We start from the raw sequence: 18,223 nt of genomic DNA, 5'->3' as shown, positions 1-18,223 counted from the left end.
GCCTCTCCTCACATCCGCTGCCGACAGGCCACGCCTTGACGGCCGCAAGCGCGGCGTCATGCTTGCGGAAATCGGGGGCCATACTTAATGGTTGCTACGGTTCGCCGCCCTACTCCGCGGTCCAGCCGCCGTCGATCGAGAGGTTGGTGCCGGTGATCTGCGCGGCATCGTCGCCGCACAGGAACAGCGCCAGCGCGGCGACCTGCTCGGAGGTGACGAACTCCTTGGTCGGCTGCGCGTCGAGCAGCACGTCGTTGATGACCTGCTCGCGCGTCAGATTGCGCGCCTTCATCGTGTCGGGGATCTGCTTCTCCACCAGCGGCGTCCAGACATAGCCGGGGCTGATACAGTTGCAGGTGATCTTGTGGGTCGCGACCTCCAGAGCCACGGTCTTGGTCAGTCCGGCGATGCCGTGCTTGGCCGACACATAGGCGGACTTGAAAGGCGAGGCGACCAGCGAGTGCGCCGACGCCGTGTTGATGATGCGGCCCCAGCCCTTCTTCTTCATGCCCGGCACCGCGGCGCGGATGGCATGGAAAGCCGAGGACAGGTTGATCGCGATGATCTGATCCCATTTCTCCAGCGGGAATTCCTCGATCGGCGAGACGAACTGGATACCGGCATTGTTGACGAGGATGTCGACCGAACCGAAGCTCGTTTCTCCGAGTGCGATCATCCCGGCGATTTCCGCCGGCTTGGTCATGTCAGCCGGCGAATACACCGCTTTCACGCCGAAGTCCGACTCGATCTTGGCGCGCTCCTTCTCGATGTCCTCCGGCGAGCCGAACCCGTTGATGACGACATTGGCGCCGGCGGCAGCGAAGGCGCGCGCATAAGCGAGTCCGATGCCGCTGGTCGACCCGGTCACGACGGCGTTCTTGCCTGACAGACTACCCATATTATTCGCTCCTTGTTGGCGGGGGCGCAGTGACGTCCCCCGTGAGATCATAGGCCACCATGGTCTCGCCGGACTGCGGCCGCTCGAGCCAGTCCTTATGGCGCATCGACAGATGCACGTCCTGCACGCCGGCTTCCCAATGCTCGACCATGGCGACATGCGAGAAGTCGTAGTCCTTGGACGAGGATTCGTAGTTCTTGCTGCGGTAGATCAGGTGCACCACGGTGATGGTGCTTTCGCGCGACACCTTCGCGAGAAATTCGACGGACGGGTCATTCTTCAGATAGTCCGGCAATTTGCTGATCAGGTCGCGCACGGCCCTGCGGGCGTTGTGCACCTGCTTGTTCTTGTCGGTGTTCATCCGCGTGCGGCTGGAGAAGCGGATGTCCTTCTCGCGCTCGGTCGCCTCGAGCAGCGAGGTCGGCAGATCGCCGCGGGCGCTGAACAGATCAACCTGGAAGATCAGGAGGTCGCGATCGGTCTCTGCATCGAGCACGTAGTCGAGTGGCGTGTTGGAGGCGATGCCGCCGTCCCAATAATGCTCGCCGTCGATGACGACGGACGGAAAGCCCGGCGGCAGCGCACCGGAGGCCATGATGTGCTCGGGGCCGATTGTCTTGCCGAGCTTCTTGAACTCGTAATTGTCGAAATATTTGAAGTTGCCGGAGGTGACGCCGACGGCGCCGACCGACAGGCGTGTCTTCAGGTCGTTGATGCGATCGAAGTCGACCAGGCGCTCCAGCGTCTTCTTCAGCGGCGCGGTGTCGTAATAGCTCTCGGCCTGGGGGTGGCCGGGCGGCCAGAGCGGCGCGGGCGGGATGCGCGGCGTGAAGAAGCCGGGCACGCCGAAGGTCGCGATCAGCGCGGCGCTGGTCGAATTGAACAGCTCGCGGCTGTGATCGCTCTTGCCGATCGGCTTCCACGGCACCGGCGCCGACACCATCTCCCAGAATTCCTTGAGCCGCTTGACCCGGGTGTGCCCCTCATTGCCGGCGATGATGGCGGCGTTGACCGCGCCGATCGAGATGCCGGCGACCCATTCGGGCTCGAAGCCATAGCCGCACAGAGCCTGATGGGCCCCGGCCTGATAGGAGCCGAGCGCGCCGCCGCCCTGCAACACCAGGACGCGTTGCGCATTTGCGGGGATGCTGGTGGATTCCGGACTGGTGTGATCGGTCATGCGGGAACAATAGCAGATGGCGAGCGACCGTGGCGACAGTCCGCCGCGGCGTCAATGCATCCCGGGATCAAGTCTGGCTTATCGAGGCTCGGTCGACGCCAGGATCATGGTCCAGAACACCTTGTACTTGGTGCCGGGAGCATAACCCGCCGCGATGCCTAACTTTGTGACACCGCTCTTGAGCATGTTGGCCCGGTGCGGAGGCGAGTCGCGCCAGCCGGAAAACGCTTCCGCCAGCGTATGATAGCCCGCCGAGACGTTCTCGACCGCGACGGTGGCCGGATAGCCGCCGGTACTGAGCCGCTTGGCCAAGGGCGCGCGGACATCATGGTCCATCTTGTTGGCGGCCGCCATAGCCTGGGACTGGGATTCGGCAAGCCGCATCAGATCGGGGTCGATGACGACAGTGCCGAGGGCGTTGTTCTGGCGGTATTGCGAGATCATGATCGCCGCCGCCTGCGCATCGAGCTTGGAGCCCGGGACCGACATGTCGGCATACATTGACGGCTGCTGGACCGGTGCTTCATTGCTGGCACAGCCGGCGAGAAGCAAAGTGATTGATATCGCGGCCGCAGCGCGCATGTTCAGGGGCCCCCAAATGAAGGGCCGTTGTTGCATACCAACCGTGGCTGAAAGGTGAATTTTGAGGACAATTTGAGCTTTTGGCAGAGACACCTAGCCCGCAAATATCCGGTAGCGGCGCGGCTGGAGACCGACCGAGTCGCCGACGCGCAGTTCCCTGTCGCGGGGTGCGTCGATCTCAATGGTCTCGCCGCCGGATAGTGCCACCTCGGCCCGCTGCACGGGGCCGAAATTCCGGACGTGCTGCACGGCGCCCTCGAAGGCACCGCTTCCGGGCGGGCCGACCAGCATATCATGTCGCCGCACGAACAGTTTTGACGCGCCAGGCGCAAGCCCGTCCGCCGCGAGCCGCAGCGGCCGGTCGCCGAGCCGGATAACGCCGCCTGCGATGTGGACCGGCAGCTCGATGGATTCGCCGATGAAGCCGTGGACGAAGGCGGTCGCCGGGCTTTCATAGACGTCATCGGGCGAGCCGATCTGCTCGATCCTGCCCTTGTCCATCACCACGACGCGGTTGGCGACTTCAAGCGCCTCCTCCTGGTCATGAGTGACGAAGATCGAGGTGACGTTGATCTCGTGATGCAGCGAGCGCAGCCATCTGCGCAGCTCTTTGCGCACCTTGGCATCGAGCGCGCCGAAGGGCTCGTCGAGCAAGAGGATGCGCGGCTCGATCGCAAGCGCGCGGGCGAGCGCGATGCGCTGGCGCTGGCCACCGGAGAGCTGGCTCGGATAGCGGTCGGCGAGCCAGTCGAGTTGCACGAGATCGAGCAGCTCCTTGACGCGCGCACGAATGGTGGCCTCATCCTTACGGATGGCGCGCGGCTGCACACGCAGACCAAAGGCCACGTTCTCGAACACCGTCATGTGGCGGAATAGCGCGTAGTGCTGGAACACGAATCCGACGTGACGCTCGCGCGCGCCCTGCGCCAGCGCATCCTCGCCGTTGAACGAGACCTCGCCGGAATCGGGCCAGTCAAGCCCCGCGATAATCCGCAGCAGCGTGGTCTTGCCGGAGCCGGACGGCCCGAGCAGCGCCAGCAATTCGCCGTTGTCGACCTTGAGGTCGACACCGTCGATGGCTTTGAAACTGCCGAACTTCTTGACGAGATTCTTGACTTCAATCGTCACGGAGCTCGTCTCCTTCGTGCAGATGGCGTTCGAGAACGGACTTGGCGATCAGCGTGATCAGGGCCAGCATCGCGAGCAGCGAGGCAATCGCGAAGGCGGCAACGAACTGGTATTCGTTGTAGAGAATTTCGACCAGCAGCGGCATGGTGTTGGTCTCGCCGCGGATGTGACCGGAGACGACCGAGACCGCACCGAACTCACCCATCGCGCGCGCGTTGCAGAGCAGCACGCCATAGAGCACGCCCCATTTGATGTTGGGCAACGTGACGCGGAAGAAGGTCTGCAAGCCCGAGGCGCCGAGCGAGATCGCAGCCTCCTCCTCCTGCGTGCCCTGCTCCTGCATCAAGGGGATCAGCGCACGTGCCACGAACGGAAAGGTCACGAAGGTGGTGGCGAGCGCGATGCCGGGCACCGCGAACAGGATCTGGATGTCGTGATCGCGCAGCCAGCCGCCAAAATAGCCCTGCGCGCCGAACAGCAGCACGAAGACGAGGCCCGAGATCACCGGGCTCACCGAGAACGGCAGGTCGATCAGCGTGATCAGGAAGGTCTTGCCCCTGAACTCGAACTTCGCGATGGCCCAGGCCGCGACCAGGCCGAACGCGAGATTGAGGCCGACCGAAATCGCCGCGACCAGCAGCGTCAGCTTGATCGCAGACAACGCCTCCGGCTCGGCCAGCGCGGCGAGATAGGCGAGGATCCCCCTCGAGAAGGCTTGCGCAAATACCACGACCAGCGGCAGCACGACGAACACCGTGAGAAAGATCATCGCCAGCGCGATGACGACGATGCGCACCGCCCTCGGCTCGGTGCGCAAATTGTCGCGCGCAGCCGCCGCATGCGCACGCGCCTTCGCCTCGGAGGTCGAGAGCGAAACGGAATCTGCGATCTGCATCGTCATGGTCCGCCCTCAGCGCGCCGGGATTCGGCTCTGCGCCCAGCGCTGGAGCCGGTTGACGGCGAAGATGACGACGAAGGATACGACAAGCATGACCACCGCGATCGCGGTCGCGTCGGCATAGCGGAATTCGGACAGCCGGATCACGATCAGGAGCGGCGCGATCTCGGAGACGTTCGGCAGATTGCCGGCGATGAAGATGACCGAGCCGTATTCGCCGACCGCACGGGCGAAGGCGAGCGCGAGCCCGGTGAGCAGTGCCGGCCCGAGCGAGGGCAGGATCACGCGGATGATGGTCTGCCAGCGGCTGGCGCCAAGGCTGCCCGCGGCCTCCTCGATCTCGGGGTCGAGGTCCTGGAGCACCGGCTGCACGGTCCGCACCACGAAGGGGATGCCGATGAAGATCATGGCAACGAAGATGCCGACCGGCGTGAACGCGACTTTGATGCCGAGCGCCGCAAGCGGCGCGCCGAGCCAGCCCTTCTCGGCGAACAGCGCGGTCAGCGCGACGCCGGCGACCGCCGTCGGCAGCGCAAAGGGCACGTCGACAATGGCGTCGAACAGGCGACGTCCGGGGAAGCGGTAGCGCACCAGTGCCCAGACGATGATGCTGCCCATGACGAGATTGACGCAGGCCGCCGCAAAGGCGAGGCCGAAGGAGACGCGCAAGGCGTTGAGGGTGCGGCGGCTGGAAAGGATGTTCCAGAATTGCTCGGGGCTAAGCTCGAGCGATTTCAGGAACAGTCCGGCAAGCGGAATCAGGATGATGACGGACAGCCAGGAAAGCGTCAGTCCCATCGTGAGACCGAAGCCCGGCAATGTCCTGCGTCGTGCTGCGATTGCGCTCACCAGGCCCCCTGTACAGCCCCTCCGACAGCGCCCGATCAGTTCTTGTAGATCTGATCAAAGACGCCGCCATCGGCAAAATGTTCCTTCTGCGCCTTGGTCCAGCCGCCGAACACATCGTCGATCGTGAACAGCTCGAGCTTGGCGAAGGCGTTTTCATACTTCTTGGCGATCTCGGGATCGCGCGGACGGTAGAAATTGCGCGCGGCGATTTCCTGGCCTTCCTTGGTATACCAATACTGAAGGTAGGCATCCGCGGCGTTGCGCGTGCCCTTTTTATCGGCAACCTTGTCGACGATCGTCACGGGTGGCTCGGCGAGGATCGATTGCGGCGGCGCGACGATCTCGAACTTCTCCGGTCCGAACTCCTTCAAGGCGAGGAACGCCTCGTTCTCCCAGGCCAGCAGCACGTCGCCGACGCCGCGCTCGACGAAGGTCACCGTGGCGCCGCGCGCTCCGGTATCGAGCACCGGCACCTGCTGATAGAGTTTGCCGATGAAGTCCTTGGCCTTGTCGGCGGAGCCGTATTTCTTTTGGGCAAAGCCCCAGGCGGCGAGATAATTCCAGCGCGCGCCGCCCGAGGTCTTCGGGTTCGGCGTGATCACGGCGACGCCGGACTTGAGCAGATCGTCCCAGTCCTTGATGCCCTTCGGATTGCCCTTGCGCACCAGGAACACGATGGTTGAGGTATAGGGCGATGAATTCTGCGGCAGCCGCTTCTGCCAGTCGGCTGCGGTGAGACCCTTGCCGGCGATGGCGTCGATGTCATAGGCGAGCGCGAGCGTCACCACATCAGCTTGCAATCCGTCGATGACCGCGCGCGCCTGCGAACCGCTGCCGCCATGCGACTGCTTGATCTCGACGCTCTTGCCGGCCTCCTTCCGATAGGCATTTGCGAACGCCTTGTTGAACTCAGCATAGAGCTCGCGCGTCGGATCGTACGACACGTTCAACAGGTTGATGTCAGCGGCGAGAGCCGAGCTCGGCAACACGCTTGCAAACAAGACACTTGCAAAGAGCACTCCTGCCGCGAGCGGAACGATACGACGCATCATGTCCATCTCCATTCACTTCGACGACTCCAGTGTCAGCGAAGGCGTGCAGGCATAAATCGGGGCGAAACACGTTCAAGTCAACGGAACCGGATTTCCTTGTTCGCAGCGTGGCAGATCAGCTGTGCTACGAAGTCTTCTTCGTGTGAATGCCGCATTCCGTCTTGGCTCGGCCGCGCCAACGGCCGGCGCGTGCATCCTCGCCTTCGGCCGATCTGCTCGTGCAAGGCATACACCCAACCGACAGGAAGCCGGACTCCACCAGTGGATGACGCGGCAATTTGGCGCGGACGAAAATCGCCTCGAGTTCCTCGCGTGAGACATTGGCGAAGGGGTTGAACTTCAACCGCGCGCCGTCGTCCTCGACCACCGGAATGTCGGCGCGCGAGCTGCCCTGAAAACGCTTGCGGCCGTTGAGCCAGGCATTGAACGGCTTCAACGCGCGCGTCAGCGGCTCGATCTTGCGGATACGGCAGCAGGCGTCGGGATCGGAGAACCAGAGGTCGCGTTCGGGATCGTCGCGCGACAGCGTCTCCTCTGCCGGCTTGATCGAGCGGACGTCCTTCAGGCCCAGCGTCGCGATCAGCGTATCGCGATAGGCCAGCGTCTCCTCGAACAGCCAGCCGGTGTCGAGGAAAATCACGGGGATCGCCGGATCGACGTCGGCCATCACCTTCAGCAGCGTCGCCGATTCCGTGCCGAACGACGACACCAGCGCGAGCTTCTCGCGCCCGACCGTCTTCAGTGCCGCGGCGATAATTTCGGCGGGCGAGGCAACGCGCAAGGCATGATCGAGCTTCTCCGCCGAGGGCAGCGCAGAGACGGATCTTGACGACACCTGGGGCGCGATTGCGTTCACGTGCCGACCCCTTCGGAGTGACGCAGCTGCATGCGCCGGTGCAGAGCCGTGATCCGGCCATCGCCGGTCGGCTGATAGAACACCGAATAGCGCTTCGCTGTCTGCATAAAGGCTTCCGCGTCGGCCTGCTTCTTGACCTCGAATGAATCGAAGCCGGCGCGCAACATGAACACGAACTGGTCACGCAGGATCTGACCCGTCGCACGCAATTCGCCGCGGTAATTGTAACGCTCGCGCAGCAGCCGCGCCTGGCTATAGGCGCGTCCGTCGCGGAAGGTCGGAAACACCAGTGCCACGGCGGCGACCTTGCCGAGATAGGGCACGAACTCGTCGATGTCGCGGTTGTTCGGCCAGATCACGCCGACCTTGCCGGCACGCTTGAGCAACGCTTCGGCCTCGCCGACGAAGCGCTCGGCCGGCACCAGGATGTCGCCGCTCGCCGGCAGCGGCGTGTCCACGGCCAGCTTGACGAAGCTGTCCTCGGCGATTTTTCCGCCGTTAACGAGTGGCATAGACGCGCTCCTTGAAGGGTTCGACGCCGAGGCGCTTCACCGTATCCATGAACAGCTCTTCGGGCCGCTCGCGCAGCGCCAGATAGGCTTCCACGATGTCCTCGACGACGTCCGCGACCTCATCGAACTTGACGCCGGGGCCGATCAGATTGCCAAGCGCGGCGTTCTCGTCGGCACGTCCGCCGATGGTGATCTGATACACCTCCTCGCCGTTCTTCTCGACGCCGAGAATGCCGATATGACCGACATGGTGATGGCCGCAGGCGTTGATGCAGCCGGAGATGTTGATGTGCAGCCGGCCGATCAGATTGGCGAGCTCGTGATTGGCGAAGCGCCGCGTCAATTCCTGCGCGATCGGGATCGAGCGTGCGTTCGCCAGCGAGCAATAGTCGAGCCCCGGGCAGGCGATGATGTCGGTGATCAGATTGACGTTTGGTGTCGCGAGGCCAAGCTTGTCGAGAGCCTTCCAAAGCGCTGGCAGATCGCGTTTGGCGACATGCGGCAGCGCCAGATTCTGCTCGTGGCCGACTCGGATCTCACCGAATGAATATTTGTCGGCGAGATCGGCCAGCGCATCCATCTGCTCGGCGGTGGCATCGCCCGGAGGGGCGCCGATCGGCTTCAGCGAGATCGTGACGATGGAGTAGCCCTGCACCTTGTGCGGGGCCACCGAGTTCTTGCGCCAGGCCTCGAAATCAGGATCGGCTGCGGCCTGGCGCAGCTCGTCCGGACTGTGCGGCAGCTTCTCGTAGGAAGGATAGGTGAAGCGCGAGCGGATGTCCTCGATCACCTCGTCGTCGATCTGAAGCGAGGAGTTTTGGATATGCTGCCATTCGTCCTCGACCTCGCGCGAGAACTTCTCGATGCCGAGCTCGTGCACGAGGATCTTGATCCGCGCCTTGTAGATGTTGTCGCGGCGGCCGTACTGGTTGTAGACGCGTAAGATCGCCTCGATATAGCTCAGGATATCGCGGCCGTGGACGAAATGCTTGATGGTCTTGGCGATGAACGGCGTACGGCCAAGGCCGCCGCCGACCAGCACTTCGAAGCCGGTTTCGCCCTTCTCGTTCTTGATCAGCCTGAGGCCAATATCGTGAATCTTGATCGCGGCGCGGTCATGATCCGACGCGGTGATCGCGATCTTGAACTTGCGCGGCAGGAACGAGAATTCCGGATGCAGCGTGGTGTGCTGGCGGATCAGCTCCGACCAGATGCGTGGGTCCTCGATCTCGCCGGGCGCGACGCCGGCCCACTGGTCCGAAGTGACGTTGCGCATGTTGTTGCCGGATGTCTGCATCGCATGAATGCCGACCTCGGCGAGATCGGCCAGCGCATCCGGCAGCTCCGCGAGCTTGATCCAGTTGAACTGGATGTTCTGCCGTGTGGTGAAATGGCCGTAGCCGCGGTCGTATTTGCGCGCGACATGGGCAAGCTGCCGCAACTGGTTCGACGCCAGCGTGCCGTAAGGGATCGCGACGCGGAACATGTAGGCGTGCAGTTGCAGATAGACGCCATTCTGGAGCCGCAGGATCTTGAACTCGTCCTCGGTGAGCTCGCCGGAAAGGCGACGCTTCACCTGGTCGCGGAACTCCAGGACGCGCTCGTTGACGAGCGTGCGGTCAATTTCGTCGTAAGCATACATCAGAGAGTGCCTTAAACCTGGACCGGCTGTCCGATGGTGACGCCGGTTCGGCGAATCTGTTCGCGCAGATTGCCGGGTTCGATCTTGCCGTCCGCGCCGACCTGTACCGGCGCGATATAAGGACCAATCGCGCCGACGTCATCAGCGACGGACTCCGCAAGCAACGCTTTCGCCTCATCGGAGTTGCGCACGATCGCGGCTTCCGCAAGGTCCGCGGACCAGCCCTTGGCGCCGGTGCGGTAGACCACGATGCCGTCCCAGGTGCGGTTGGCGGTCACGACCGAGGGGCCGGCGATTTTGATCTTTTTCTGTTCGAGTGGAGAGGTCATTCGGCTGCATCCAGGAGGTCAGAGATGATTTGCGTTGGGGTTTGCTGGGGTGTTTGGCGGTGAAGCGAACCGGCATGCCGGACCACGTCGCCGATGATGAGAATAGCGGGACCGCCATGGGTCCGCCGCACGAGCTCGGGCAAATCGCGCAGCATGCCGATGGCGCCTTGCGCATCGGGACGCGTGACGCGGGCGAACACGCCGACCGGCGTTTCCGGCGAGCGGCCGGCCGCGAGCAAGCCGGCCCGCACGGCGGGTGCGGCGGTCATGCCCATGTAGACGACGACGGTCATCCTGGTGTCGGTCAAGGTCGACCAGTCCACCGTGTCGGCGTCGCGCGCCTTGTGCGCGGTGAGGAAAGTGATGCGGGTCGCTTCATGACGAAAGGTGAGCGGCACCTCGAAATCGGCGGCCCCGCCGAGCCCTGCGGTGATGCCGGGAATGATGGAATAGGCGACACCGGCGGCGCGCAAGGCTTCGATCTCTTCGCCGCCGCGGCCGAACACGAAGGGATCGCCGCCCTTCAGCCGCACCACACGCTGGCCGGATTGCGCGGCCGCGATCATGCGTTTGTTGATGGCGTCCTGGCCGATACCGGGCTTGCCGACGCGGCGGCCGACGGCGACGCGCGTGGTGTCGCGGCGGATGCGGTCGAGAATTTCTGGCGAGACCAGCTCGTCATGGAAGACGATGTCGGCATCCTGCAACGCGCGCAGCGCCTTGATGGTGAGCAAATCTGGATCGCCGGGGCCGGCGCCGACCAGCGCGACCGAGCCTTCCGGCTTGTCGGCACGCGCGAACGCGGACGGATCGGAAATCGCCCTGATCGCGGCGTCCGCCTCGCCCTTGCGGCCTGCGAGCACGGAGGCACCGATCGGACCGTCGATGACGCGCTCCCAGAAGCGGCGGCGCAGCGGAAACTCGGCAATGCGCTCGTTGATGGATTTGCGGAAGCCGCCGATGAACTCGGCAAGATCGCCGATGCGCGCAGGCAGCAGCGCCTCGATCCTCTCGCGCACGCGCCGCGCGACCACGGGCGAGGTTCCGCCGGTGCCGACTGCAACGACGACGTCACCGCGATCGACGATCGCCGGGAAGATGAAGCTGGAATGCTCGAGATCGTCCATGACGTTGACGGGAAGGCCCAGCGCCTTGGCGCGGGCCGACATCGCAACCCCGATATCGCCCGCACCCGCGCAGACGATGGCGATGACGCCTGAGAGATCGGCGGTGAGCGGATCGCTATCGGCGAATTCGACACGGGCAGCATCGTCAGCGCCGAGGCCAGCGAGTTCCTGATTGCCATCGATCGCATGCACGCGGAGGCGCGCGCCGGCGGCCGCGAGCACGCGCAGCTTGGCGCGCAACAGCTCGCCCGCGCCGATGAGGACCACCGGACCGGCCTTGAGATCGAGAAACACCGGCAAGAACCGCATGCGATACTCGCTTCCCCCACATCCGGGGTTGACTGGAATTATTTTCTATATATGTGTCGTTTCGAGCGCGCAAAGAGAAAATTTTTTCTTCTCTCCCGCGCTGCAACTATAGAATTTTCGCCTCCAAACGCAAAGTGGCAGAGATGCATCTTCTCAAGGACGATTCGGCTGCTGATCGATCGAGCAGCCCGGCCCTCGCCGAGCGCACGCGCGCGCAAGAATTTTCTGCCGACCTTGCCCCCAGCATGGACCATCTCGACCAGCTCGAGGCACAGAGCATCTACATATTCCGCGAGGCCTTTGCCCGCCTGAAGAAGATCGCCCTGCTGTGGTCGCTCGGCAAGGACTCCAACGTCATGATCTGGCTGGCGCGCAAGGCCTTCTTCGGCCGCTTGCCGTTCCCGGCCCTCCATGTCGACACCGGCAAGAAATTTCCGGAGATGTATCGCTTCCGCGATCATTACGGGAAGGAGTGGGGCCTCGATTTGCGCGTCGAGCCTTGCCCGCCCATCGATGCCGTCGACCCAACGCTGCCGCCGGCCGCCCGTTCCGCCGCGCGCAAGACCGAGGGCCTCAAGATGGCGCTCGGCAAATACGGTTTTGACGGCCTGATCGCCGGCATCCGCCGCGACGAGGAGGCGACGCGTGCCAAGGAGCGCGTGTTCTCGCCGCGCGGCCTCGAAGGCAATTGGGACGTACGCGACCAGCCGCCGGAGTTCTGGGACCATTTCAACGCCTCGCCGCCGCAGGGCGCCCATTTGCGCATCCACCCGATCCTGCATTGGACCGAGGCCGACATCTGGGCCTACACCAAGCGCGAGAACATTCCGATCATCCCGCTGTATCTCGCCAAGGACGGCCAGCGCTATCGCTCGCTGGGTGATCAGGACATCACCAATCCGGTCGCTTCGACCGCATCGACCATCGACGAGATCCTGATCGAGCTCGAACAGACCAAGGTGCCGGAGCGTGCCGGCCGCGCGCTCGACCACGAGACCGAGGACGCCTTCGAGCGCCTGCGCGTCGCCGGCTATCTCTGACCTGCAAGGACGCCCGCGGTATGAACATGATCGTCACGCCCGCCTCGCCTGCCACGCCGAATAGCACCAATTCGATGCCAAATGGCACGACGCGGCCGCAAGTCCGCATCGTCATCGTCGGCCATGTCGACCACGGCAAGTCGACGCTGGTCGGCCGCCTTCTGCATGAGACCGGCAGCCTGCCCGACGGCAAGCTCGAAATGCTGAAAGCCGTCAGCGCCCGGCGCGGCATGCCGTTCGAATGGTCGTTCCTGCTCGATGCGCTCCAGACCGAGCGCGACCAGGGCATCACCATCGACACCACACAGATCCGTTTCCGCACCAATTCGCGCGACATCGTGCTGATCGATGCGCCCGGCCATGCCGAATTCCTGCGCAACATGATCACCGGCGCCTCGCAGGCCGACGGCGCGGTGCTGATCATCGACGCGCTCGAAGGCGTGCGCGACCAGACCCGGCGGCACGGCTATCTCCTGCATCTTCTCGGCGTGAAACAGGTCGCAATCGTCGTCAACAAGATGGACCGTGTTGATTTCTCGGCCGACCGTTTCAAGGCGATCAGCGACGAGATCTCGGCGCATTTGCAAGGCCTCGGCGTGAAGCCCACGGCAGTGATCCCGATTTCCGCCCGCGACGGCGACGGCGTCGCGGAGCGCACCGACCGCATCGGCTGGTACAGGGGCCCGACCGTGGTCGAGGCGCTTGATAGGCTCGAACCGGCGCGTCCGCTGGAAGCGCTGGCGCTGCGGTTGCCGGTGCAGGCGATCTACAAGTTCGACGACCGCCGCATCGTCGCAGGCCGCATCGAATCCGGCAGCCTCAACGCCGGCGACGAGATCGTGATCATGCCCGCCGGCAAGATCGCAAAGATCAAGTCGGTCGAGAGCTGGCCGGCAACACCGGTCGCTGGCCCGCAGGGCGCGGGCCGCTCGGTCGGCATCACGCTCGACCGCGAATTGTTCGTCGAGCGCGGCGACATCATCGCGCATGCCGGCTCCGCTCCACGCGAAACGCGCCGTCTGCGCGCGAGGATATTCTGGCTGCACGACAAGCCGCTCGCCAAGGGCGACCAGCTCCTGGTCCGCTGCGGCCCGAAGGAGAGCCGCGCCACCGTGGTCGCCATCGAGAAGGCGGTCGATCCCGGCGAATTGTCGAGCGTCGAGAACAAGGCGATCGGCCGCAACCATGTCGGCGAGATCGACATTTCTCTGTCCAATCCCATTGCGACCGATCCCTACACCGACAATCCGCGCACCGGACGTCTCGTGATCGAGGTGTCGGGGCGCATCGCCGGCGGTGGTCTCGTGCTGTCGGTCGATGCCGGCCAGCGCGCCGTGCCCGTGGACATCGTGCCGGTGGAATCGGCGCTGCGGCCCGACGAACGCTCCGCGCGCTACCAGCACAATGGCGCGGTGGTCTGGCTCACCGGCCTGCCGGCCTCCGGCAAGTCGACGCTGGCGAAGGCGCTGGAACGCCGGCTGTTCACCAATGACGGCTCGCCGATCCTGCTCGACGGCGACACGCTGCGCGCCGGGCTCAACAGCGATCTCGGATTCTCCGCCGCCGACCGCAGCGAGAACATCCGCCGCCTCGCCGAAGTCGCGACGCACCTCGCCCGCAACGGCCACATCGCGATCGTCGCCGCCGTGTCGCCGGCCCGCGAGGACCGTGCCGCGGCGCGCCGCATCGCCGATACAAATTTCCGCGAGATTCATGTCGCGACTCCTGCCGGCGTGTGCGAGGAGCGCGACCCCAAGGGCCATTACAAGAAGGCCCGCGCCGGCGCACTCGCGTCGTTCACCGGCATCGGCAACGACTACGAACGGCCCGAGGCCGCCGAGCTGGTAATCGACACCTCGACGCGGACGGTCGCCGAGGCGGCCGATGAGATCGAACAGATGCTGAAGACCACCGGCGTGCTGTTCGACGAGGTCGTGGATCTCGCCGCGAATATTTGAGCCTTTCGTATTTTCCCACTCATCGTCGTCCGGCTTGACCGCACGGCTATCGCATTTGGCAGCTGAGAGGTTGCCGGACGTGCTCGGCCTGCATGGTTCGAGACGCCCGCTTTGGCGGGCTCCTCACCACGAGGGTCTGATATCTCGCCGCGAACACGACCTCATCCTGAGGGCCCGCCGCAGGCGGGCGTCTCGAAGGATGGCCGCGGGTGAGTCTCCCTTGACATTTTGACAGACGTCGGGGGTCTTCTCATGGCCGCGATTTTGGGGCTAATAGAACCCGAAAGCCGCCCCTTGCGGGCGCATTTTGCTGCTGTCGGGTCAAAAGCAGCCAAAAACAGCCATTTCCAACAAGAAAGCCCATCATGAAACGCGTCGACGCCCACGGACTGAAGATCGCCCCCGTCCTGTTCGATTTCATCGCCAAGGAAGCGGCCCCGAAGACGGGAATCGCGCCGGATGCGTTCTGGGCCGGGCTTGCCGCCATCATCAAGGATCTGGGGCCGAAGAACCGCGCGCTGCTGGCGGTGCGCGACACGCTGCAAGCCAGGATCGACGACTGGCACCTTGCCAACAAGGGAAAGGCGTTCGATCTCAATGCCTATACCGCGTTCCTGAAGGAGATCGGCTATCTCGTCCCTGAGCCTGCGACGCAGAAGGTCGAGACCGCCAACGTGGACGAGGAGATCGGCACGATCTGCGGCCCGCAGCTCGTCGTGCCCCTCACCAATGCGCGCTACGCGCTGAACGCGGCGAACGCGCGCTGGGGCTCGCTGTACGACGCCTTCTACGGCACCGACGCGATCCCGCACGATCCTGCCGAGAGCGGCAAGGGTTACAACAAGGCGCGCGGCGACAAGGTGATCGCCAAGGCCAAGGCGTTCCTCGATGCCGCCGTGCCGCTCGCCACCGGCAGCCACACCGACGTCACCGCCTACAGCGTGGTCGCGGGCCAGCTCGCGGTGAAGCTGAAGAGCGGCAATGCCACGGCGCTCAAGAACGCTGCGCAATTTGCCGGCTTCCAGGGCGATGCAGCGGCGCCTTCCGCGGTTCTGCTCGCCAACAACGGCCTGCATGTCGAGGTGACGATCGATCGCAACAGCGCGATCGGCAAGGACGATCCGGCCGGCGTTGCCGACATGGTCATGGAGGCCGCGGTCTCGACCATCCTCGACATGGAGGACTCGGTCGCCGCGGTCGACGCCGAGGACAAGGTGCTGGTCTATCGCAACACGCTCGGCCTGATGAACGGCACGCTGTCGGCCGATTTCGAGAAGGGCGGCAAGACGCTGACGCGTTCGCTCAATTCCGACCGCAGCTACAAGACACCGGACGGCAAGGGCGAGGTCAAGCTCCACGGCCGCAGCCTGCTGCTGATGCGCAATTGCGGTCACCACATGTTCACCGACGCAGTGCTGGACGAGACGGGCGAGGAAATTCCGGAAGGCCTGCTCGACGCCGCCGTCTCGGGCCTGCTCGCCATTCACGACCTCAAGGGCAACTCCAAGGTCAAGAACAGCCGCACCGGCTCAGCCTATATCGTCAAGCCGAAGATGCATGGCCCCGACGAGGTGTCGCTGACCTGCGAGATTTTTGATCGCGTCGAGAAGTTGCTGTCGCTTCCTGAGAACACGCTCAAGGTCGGCATCATGGACGAGGAGCGTCGCACCACCGTCAACCTCAAGGCCTGCATCCAGCGCGCCTCCAAGCGCATCATGTTCATCAACACCGGCTTCCTCGACCGCACCGGCGACGAGATCCACACCTCGATGGAAGCCGGTCCGATGATCCGCAAGAACGAAATGAAGGCGCAGGCCTGGATCAAGGCCTATGAGGACTGGAACGTCGACATGGGCCTGACCTGTGGCCTGCCCGGCCATGCCCAGATCGGCAAGGGCATGTGGGCCGCGCCCGACAAGATGGCGGACATGCTGGCCCAGAAGCTCGCCCATCCGCAGGCCGGCGCCACCACCGCCTGGGTGCCGTCGCCGACGGCGGCGACGCTGCACGCGCTGCACTACCACCAGGTCAACGTGATCGCGCGCCAGCAGGAGCTCACCAAGGGCGGCCCACGCGCGAAGCTCTCGGACATCCTCACCATTCCGGTGTCGAAGTCGAACTGGGCGCCCGACGACGTCAAGCAGGAGATCGACAACAACTGCCAAGGCATCCTCGGCTATGTCGTGCGCTGGATCGACCAGGGCGTCGGCTGCTCCAAAGTGCCTGACATCCACGATGTCGGCCTGATGGAAGACCGCGCCACCTTGCGCATATCCAGCCAGCATCTCGCCAACTGGCTGCACCAGGGCGTCATTACCGAGGCGCAGGTGATGGAATCGCTGAAGCGCATGGCCGTCGTCGTCGACAAGCAGAACGTGGGCGACGCCATCTACAAGCCGATGGCGCCCGCCTTCGACGGCGTCGCCTTCAAGGCCGCCTGTGACCTCATCTTCAAAGGCCGCGAGCAGCCGAACGGCTACACCGAATACATCCTCACCGCGCGCCGCCGCGAGGCCAAAGCCCTTGGCTAACAAGGCCGCGGGTTGAACGCAATCATTCGGACACGAAAGCCCCGGCTCACGCCGGGGCTTTTTTGTATTCGTAGCCTGGAGGGAGCGCAGCGCAATCCGGGGCCGGCGTTGCTTGGGCTCCCGGATTACGCGGAGCGAAATCCGGGCTACACGCCAACCTGCCCACCTAAAACACCGTCAGATATTTCAGCAGCGATACGACGCCGATGATGATGACGACCACGCGCGCGATCTGCTTGGCGCGGCCATCCATCGGCAGCATGTTGATGAGGTAAAGCACGAGAATAACGACGAGAAAGGTGACGAGTACGCCGACCAGCATCGCGAGGCCCCCTTCAGGCAAATGACCGATGGTGTCCTAACGCCCGTCTCCCGCATCGGTTCCATTTCGGCAACCCCTTGCAACTTCTGGTATTTTCGTACTTCCACGACAGCCCGCCGGCCTAAAACTTTACCCCTTTTCGTTTCAGATGCAGACCGTTTGGCCGATGCGCCGCAAACGGCGTGCGATTGCGATCTGCGTGCCCTCCGTTTTCGATGTTGCCGGGCGTCTCGACGAACTTTGCGATGGGAATGGGGCTTCGATGCTTAATCGTCTGACGGTGCTGCTGAAGGCGGTGATCGCGATCATCTCGGTCTGCGTGGTAATTGCGCTCTCGCTCACTGCATACGCGTCTGGGATCGGCTGAAGACCGCCAACCGCATCTCGCAGATGGCGGACGCTTCTGCCGACCTGTTCAAGGCGATGCAAATCTGCGCACCGACCGCTCGACGACGTCACGGCTGCTGAACGCGACCGAGCCGATGGACTCCGAAATCGAGAAATCGAGAAATACCTGCTTGCCTTGCGCGATGCGCAGATGCCGGCGATGGTGCGCGCGCTCGAACTGTTGCCCAGCATCGACTTCCCGCAGTCCGGCGCGCTGGTGCCGGAGCTCGCGCGGCTCGACAAGCTGCTGACGGACGAGCAGAAGCAGTTCTGGGAGGACGTGGCGAAATCCAAGGATCAGCGCCGCGCAGGCCTGCCGAAGGAATACATGGAGACGACGCAGGGCGTGCTCGAGACGCTCGATAAGCTCTCGAACATCCTCGCCGCCACCGTCAACCACCAGGATGCCGTGATCGACCAGCTGCTGTCGATCAGGCAGAGCGCCGGGCTGCTGCGCAACACCATCCCCGGCCCCCGTAATGTTACGGCAGGAACACTGTCTAAGTTTTTACCCTTTTCGGGCCAGATGCGCTTCACGCGCCTGCCGGGGGCAGGCGCTTCTGCGTGCATCCCTTTGGTCGTTCGAAGTTCGTAGGGGGCTGCCGGTATCGGCCACGAACTTC

18 protein-coding genes are annotated in these 18,223 nt (G+C 64.0%); 5 read left to right on the top strand and 13 right to left on the bottom strand.

The window, feature by feature from the left end; all coding sequences use genetic code 11:
* Positions 1 to 109 precede the first annotated feature (109 nt).
* The 12 genes from IVA80_RS37660 to cysG form a co-directional block, all read right to left on the bottom strand.
* Positions 110 to 898, bottom strand: coding sequence for a 3-hydroxybutyrate dehydrogenase (locus tag IVA80_RS37660; protein ID WP_247440164.1), 789 nt, complete (start codon positions 896 to 898; stop codon positions 110 to 112).
* Between the two features lies 1 nt (position 899).
* A complete protein-coding gene (locus tag IVA80_RS37655; RefSeq protein WP_247440163.1) occupies positions 900 to 2,078 on the bottom strand; it encodes a patatin-like phospholipase family protein in 1,179 nt (392 codons plus the stop codon).
* 78 nt (positions 2,079 to 2,156) lie between these two features.
* Complete coding sequence (locus IVA80_RS37650; RefSeq protein WP_247440162.1) at positions 2,157 to 2,660, bottom strand: CAP domain-containing protein; 504 nt, start codon at positions 2,658 to 2,660, stop codon at positions 2,157 to 2,159.
* A gap of 93 nt (positions 2,661 to 2,753) precedes the next feature.
* Entirely contained in the window at positions 2,754 to 3,788 is a 1,035-nt protein-coding gene (locus tag IVA80_RS37645; protein ID WP_247440161.1) for a sulfate ABC transporter ATP-binding protein, read from the bottom strand.
* Positions 3,778 to 4,689 (bottom strand): sulfate ABC transporter permease subunit CysW, encoded by a 912-nt coding sequence (cysW, locus tag IVA80_RS37640; RefSeq protein ID WP_247440160.1) that lies wholly within the window; start codon positions 4,687 to 4,689, stop codon positions 3,778 to 3,780. Before cysW ends, IVA80_RS37645 begins: the two co-directional genes overlap by 11 nt.
* A 9-nt stretch (positions 4,690 to 4,698) precedes the next feature.
* Positions 4,699 to 5,535 (bottom strand): sulfate ABC transporter permease subunit CysT, encoded by an 837-nt coding sequence (gene cysT / locus IVA80_RS37635; protein WP_346348061.1) that lies wholly within the window; start codon positions 5,533 to 5,535, stop codon positions 4,699 to 4,701.
* A 35-nt stretch (positions 5,536 to 5,570) separates the two neighbouring features.
* A complete protein-coding gene (locus tag IVA80_RS37630; protein WP_247440159.1) occupies positions 5,571 to 6,587 on the bottom strand; it encodes a sulfate ABC transporter substrate-binding protein in 1,017 nt (338 codons plus the stop codon).
* 124 nt (positions 6,588 to 6,711) lie between these two features.
* Positions 6,712 to 7,443: a phosphoadenylyl-sulfate reductase gene (locus IVA80_RS37625; protein WP_247440158.1), complete on the bottom strand. Its 732-nt coding sequence runs from the start codon at positions 7,441 to 7,443 to the stop codon at positions 6,712 to 6,714.
* A complete protein-coding gene (locus tag IVA80_RS37620) occupies positions 7,440 to 7,955 on the bottom strand; it encodes a DUF934 domain-containing protein (RefSeq protein ID WP_247440157.1) in 516 nt (171 codons plus the stop codon). Before IVA80_RS37620 ends, IVA80_RS37625 begins: the two co-directional genes overlap by 4 nt.
* Positions 7,942 to 9,597 carry a nitrite/sulfite reductase gene (locus IVA80_RS37615; protein WP_247440156.1) on the bottom strand — a complete coding sequence of 552 codons (1,656 nt, stop codon included), beginning with the start codon at positions 9,595 to 9,597 and terminating at the stop codon, positions 7,942 to 7,944. Before IVA80_RS37615 ends, IVA80_RS37620 begins: the two co-directional genes overlap by 14 nt.
* An 11-nt stretch (positions 9,598 to 9,608) precedes the next feature.
* Complete coding sequence (locus tag IVA80_RS37610; RefSeq protein WP_247440155.1) at positions 9,609 to 9,926, bottom strand: DUF2849 domain-containing protein; 318 nt, start codon at positions 9,924 to 9,926, stop codon at positions 9,609 to 9,611.
* A complete protein-coding gene (cysG, locus tag IVA80_RS37605) occupies positions 9,923 to 11,362 on the bottom strand; it encodes a siroheme synthase CysG (RefSeq protein WP_247440154.1) in 1,440 nt (479 codons plus the stop codon). The genes IVA80_RS37610 and cysG overlap by 4 nt, the downstream gene beginning before the upstream one ends.
* A 245-nt stretch (positions 11,363 to 11,607) precedes the next feature.
* Here cysG and cysD point away from each other — a divergent pair, with 245 nt between their 5' ends.
* The 3 genes from cysD (at position 11,608) to IVA80_RS37590 (ending at position 16,891) form a co-directional block, all read left to right on the top strand.
* The gene (cysD, locus tag IVA80_RS37600; RefSeq protein WP_247440172.1) at positions 11,608 to 12,402 is read left to right on the top strand and encodes a sulfate adenylyltransferase subunit CysD; all 795 of its coding nucleotides are present in this window, start codon (positions 11,608 to 11,610) and stop codon (positions 12,400 to 12,402) included.
* Between the two features lie 20 nt (positions 12,403 to 12,422).
* Positions 12,423 to 14,360 (top strand): adenylyl-sulfate kinase, encoded by a 1,938-nt coding sequence (gene cysC / locus IVA80_RS37595; protein ID WP_247440153.1) that lies wholly within the window; start codon positions 12,423 to 12,425, stop codon positions 14,358 to 14,360.
* A gap of 365 nt (positions 14,361 to 14,725) precedes the next feature.
* On the top strand, positions 14,726 to 16,891 hold the full coding sequence (locus IVA80_RS37590; protein ID WP_247440152.1) for a malate synthase G: 2,166 nt from the start codon (positions 14,726 to 14,728) through the stop codon (positions 16,889 to 16,891).
* A gap of 166 nt (positions 16,892 to 17,057) precedes the next feature.
* Here the strand turns inward: IVA80_RS37590 and IVA80_RS37585 are convergent, their stop codons facing one another.
* Positions 17,058 to 17,213 (bottom strand): Thivi_2564 family membrane protein, encoded by a 156-nt coding sequence (locus IVA80_RS37585; protein ID WP_011084288.1) that lies wholly within the window; start codon positions 17,211 to 17,213, stop codon positions 17,058 to 17,060.
* A gap of 166 nt (positions 17,214 to 17,379) precedes the next feature.
* Here IVA80_RS37585 and IVA80_RS37580 point away from each other — a divergent pair, with 166 nt between their 5' ends.
* Both IVA80_RS37580 and IVA80_RS37575 read left to right on the top strand, forming a co-directional pair.
* The gene (locus IVA80_RS37580) at positions 17,380 to 17,580 is read left to right on the top strand and encodes a hypothetical protein (protein WP_247440151.1); all 201 of its coding nucleotides are present in this window, start codon (positions 17,380 to 17,382) and stop codon (positions 17,578 to 17,580) included.
* Positions 17,581 to 17,760: 180 nt separating this feature from the next.
* Complete coding sequence (locus IVA80_RS37575; RefSeq protein ID WP_247440150.1) at positions 17,761 to 18,195, top strand: hypothetical protein; 435 nt, start codon at positions 17,761 to 17,763, stop codon at positions 18,193 to 18,195.
* The last annotated feature ends 28 nt before the right edge of the window (positions 18,196 to 18,223 follow it).

The sequence above is a fragment of the Bradyrhizobium sp. 139 genome (genome assembly GCF_023074175.1).
Classification (GTDB): domain Bacteria; phylum Pseudomonadota; class Alphaproteobacteria; order Rhizobiales; family Xanthobacteraceae; genus Bradyrhizobium.
Note: the sequence above shows the minus strand (reverse complement) of the source record. Positions and strands in the feature narration are given on the sequence as shown.

Bases quoted from the DNA above. Each gene is read 5' to 3' on its own strand.
- IVA80_RS37660 (WP_247440164.1), bottom strand. From the start codon at position 898: ATGGGTAGTCTGTCAGGCAAGAACGCCGTCGTGACCGGGTCGACCAGC.
- IVA80_RS37655 (WP_247440163.1), bottom strand. From the start codon at position 2,078: ATGACCGATCACACCAGTCCGGAATCCACCAGCATCCCCGCAAATGCG.
- IVA80_RS37650 (WP_247440162.1), bottom strand. From the start codon at position 2,660: ATGCGCGCTGCGGCCGCGATATCAATCACTTTGCTTCTCGCCGGCTGT.
- cysW (WP_247440160.1), bottom strand. From the start codon at position 4,689: ATGACGATGCAGATCGCAGATTCCGTTTCGCTCTCGACCTCCGAGGCG.
- IVA80_RS37630 (WP_247440159.1), bottom strand. From the start codon at position 6,587: ATGATGCGTCGTATCGTTCCGCTCGCGGCAGGAGTGCTCTTTGCAAGT.
- IVA80_RS37620 (WP_247440157.1), bottom strand. From the start codon at position 7,955: ATGCCACTCGTTAACGGCGGAAAAATCGCCGAGGACAGCTTCGTCAAG.
- IVA80_RS37615 (WP_247440156.1), bottom strand. From the start codon at position 9,597: ATGTATGCTTACGACGAAATTGACCGCACGCTCGTCAACGAGCGCGTC.
- IVA80_RS37610 (WP_247440155.1), bottom strand. From the start codon at position 9,926: ATGACCTCTCCACTCGAACAGAAAAAGATCAAAATCGCCGGCCCCTCG.
- cysG (WP_247440154.1), bottom strand. From the start codon at position 11,362: ATGCGGTTCTTGCCGGTGTTTCTCGATCTCAAGGCCGGTCCGGTGGTC.
- cysD (WP_247440172.1), top strand. From the start codon at position 11,608: ATGGACCATCTCGACCAGCTCGAGGCACAGAGCATCTACATATTCCGC.
- cysC (WP_247440153.1), top strand. From the start codon at position 12,423: ATGAACATGATCGTCACGCCCGCCTCGCCTGCCACGCCGAATAGCACC.
- IVA80_RS37590 (WP_247440152.1), top strand. From the start codon at position 14,726: ATGAAACGCGTCGACGCCCACGGACTGAAGATCGCCCCCGTCCTGTTC.
- IVA80_RS37585 (WP_011084288.1), bottom strand. From the start codon at position 17,213: ATGCTGGTCGGCGTACTCGTCACCTTTCTCGTCGTTATTCTCGTGCTT.
- IVA80_RS37580 (WP_247440151.1), top strand. From the start codon at position 17,380: ATGCGCCGCAAACGGCGTGCGATTGCGATCTGCGTGCCCTCCGTTTTC.
- IVA80_RS37575 (WP_247440150.1), top strand. From the start codon at position 17,761: ATGGTGCGCGCGCTCGAACTGTTGCCCAGCATCGACTTCCCGCAGTCC.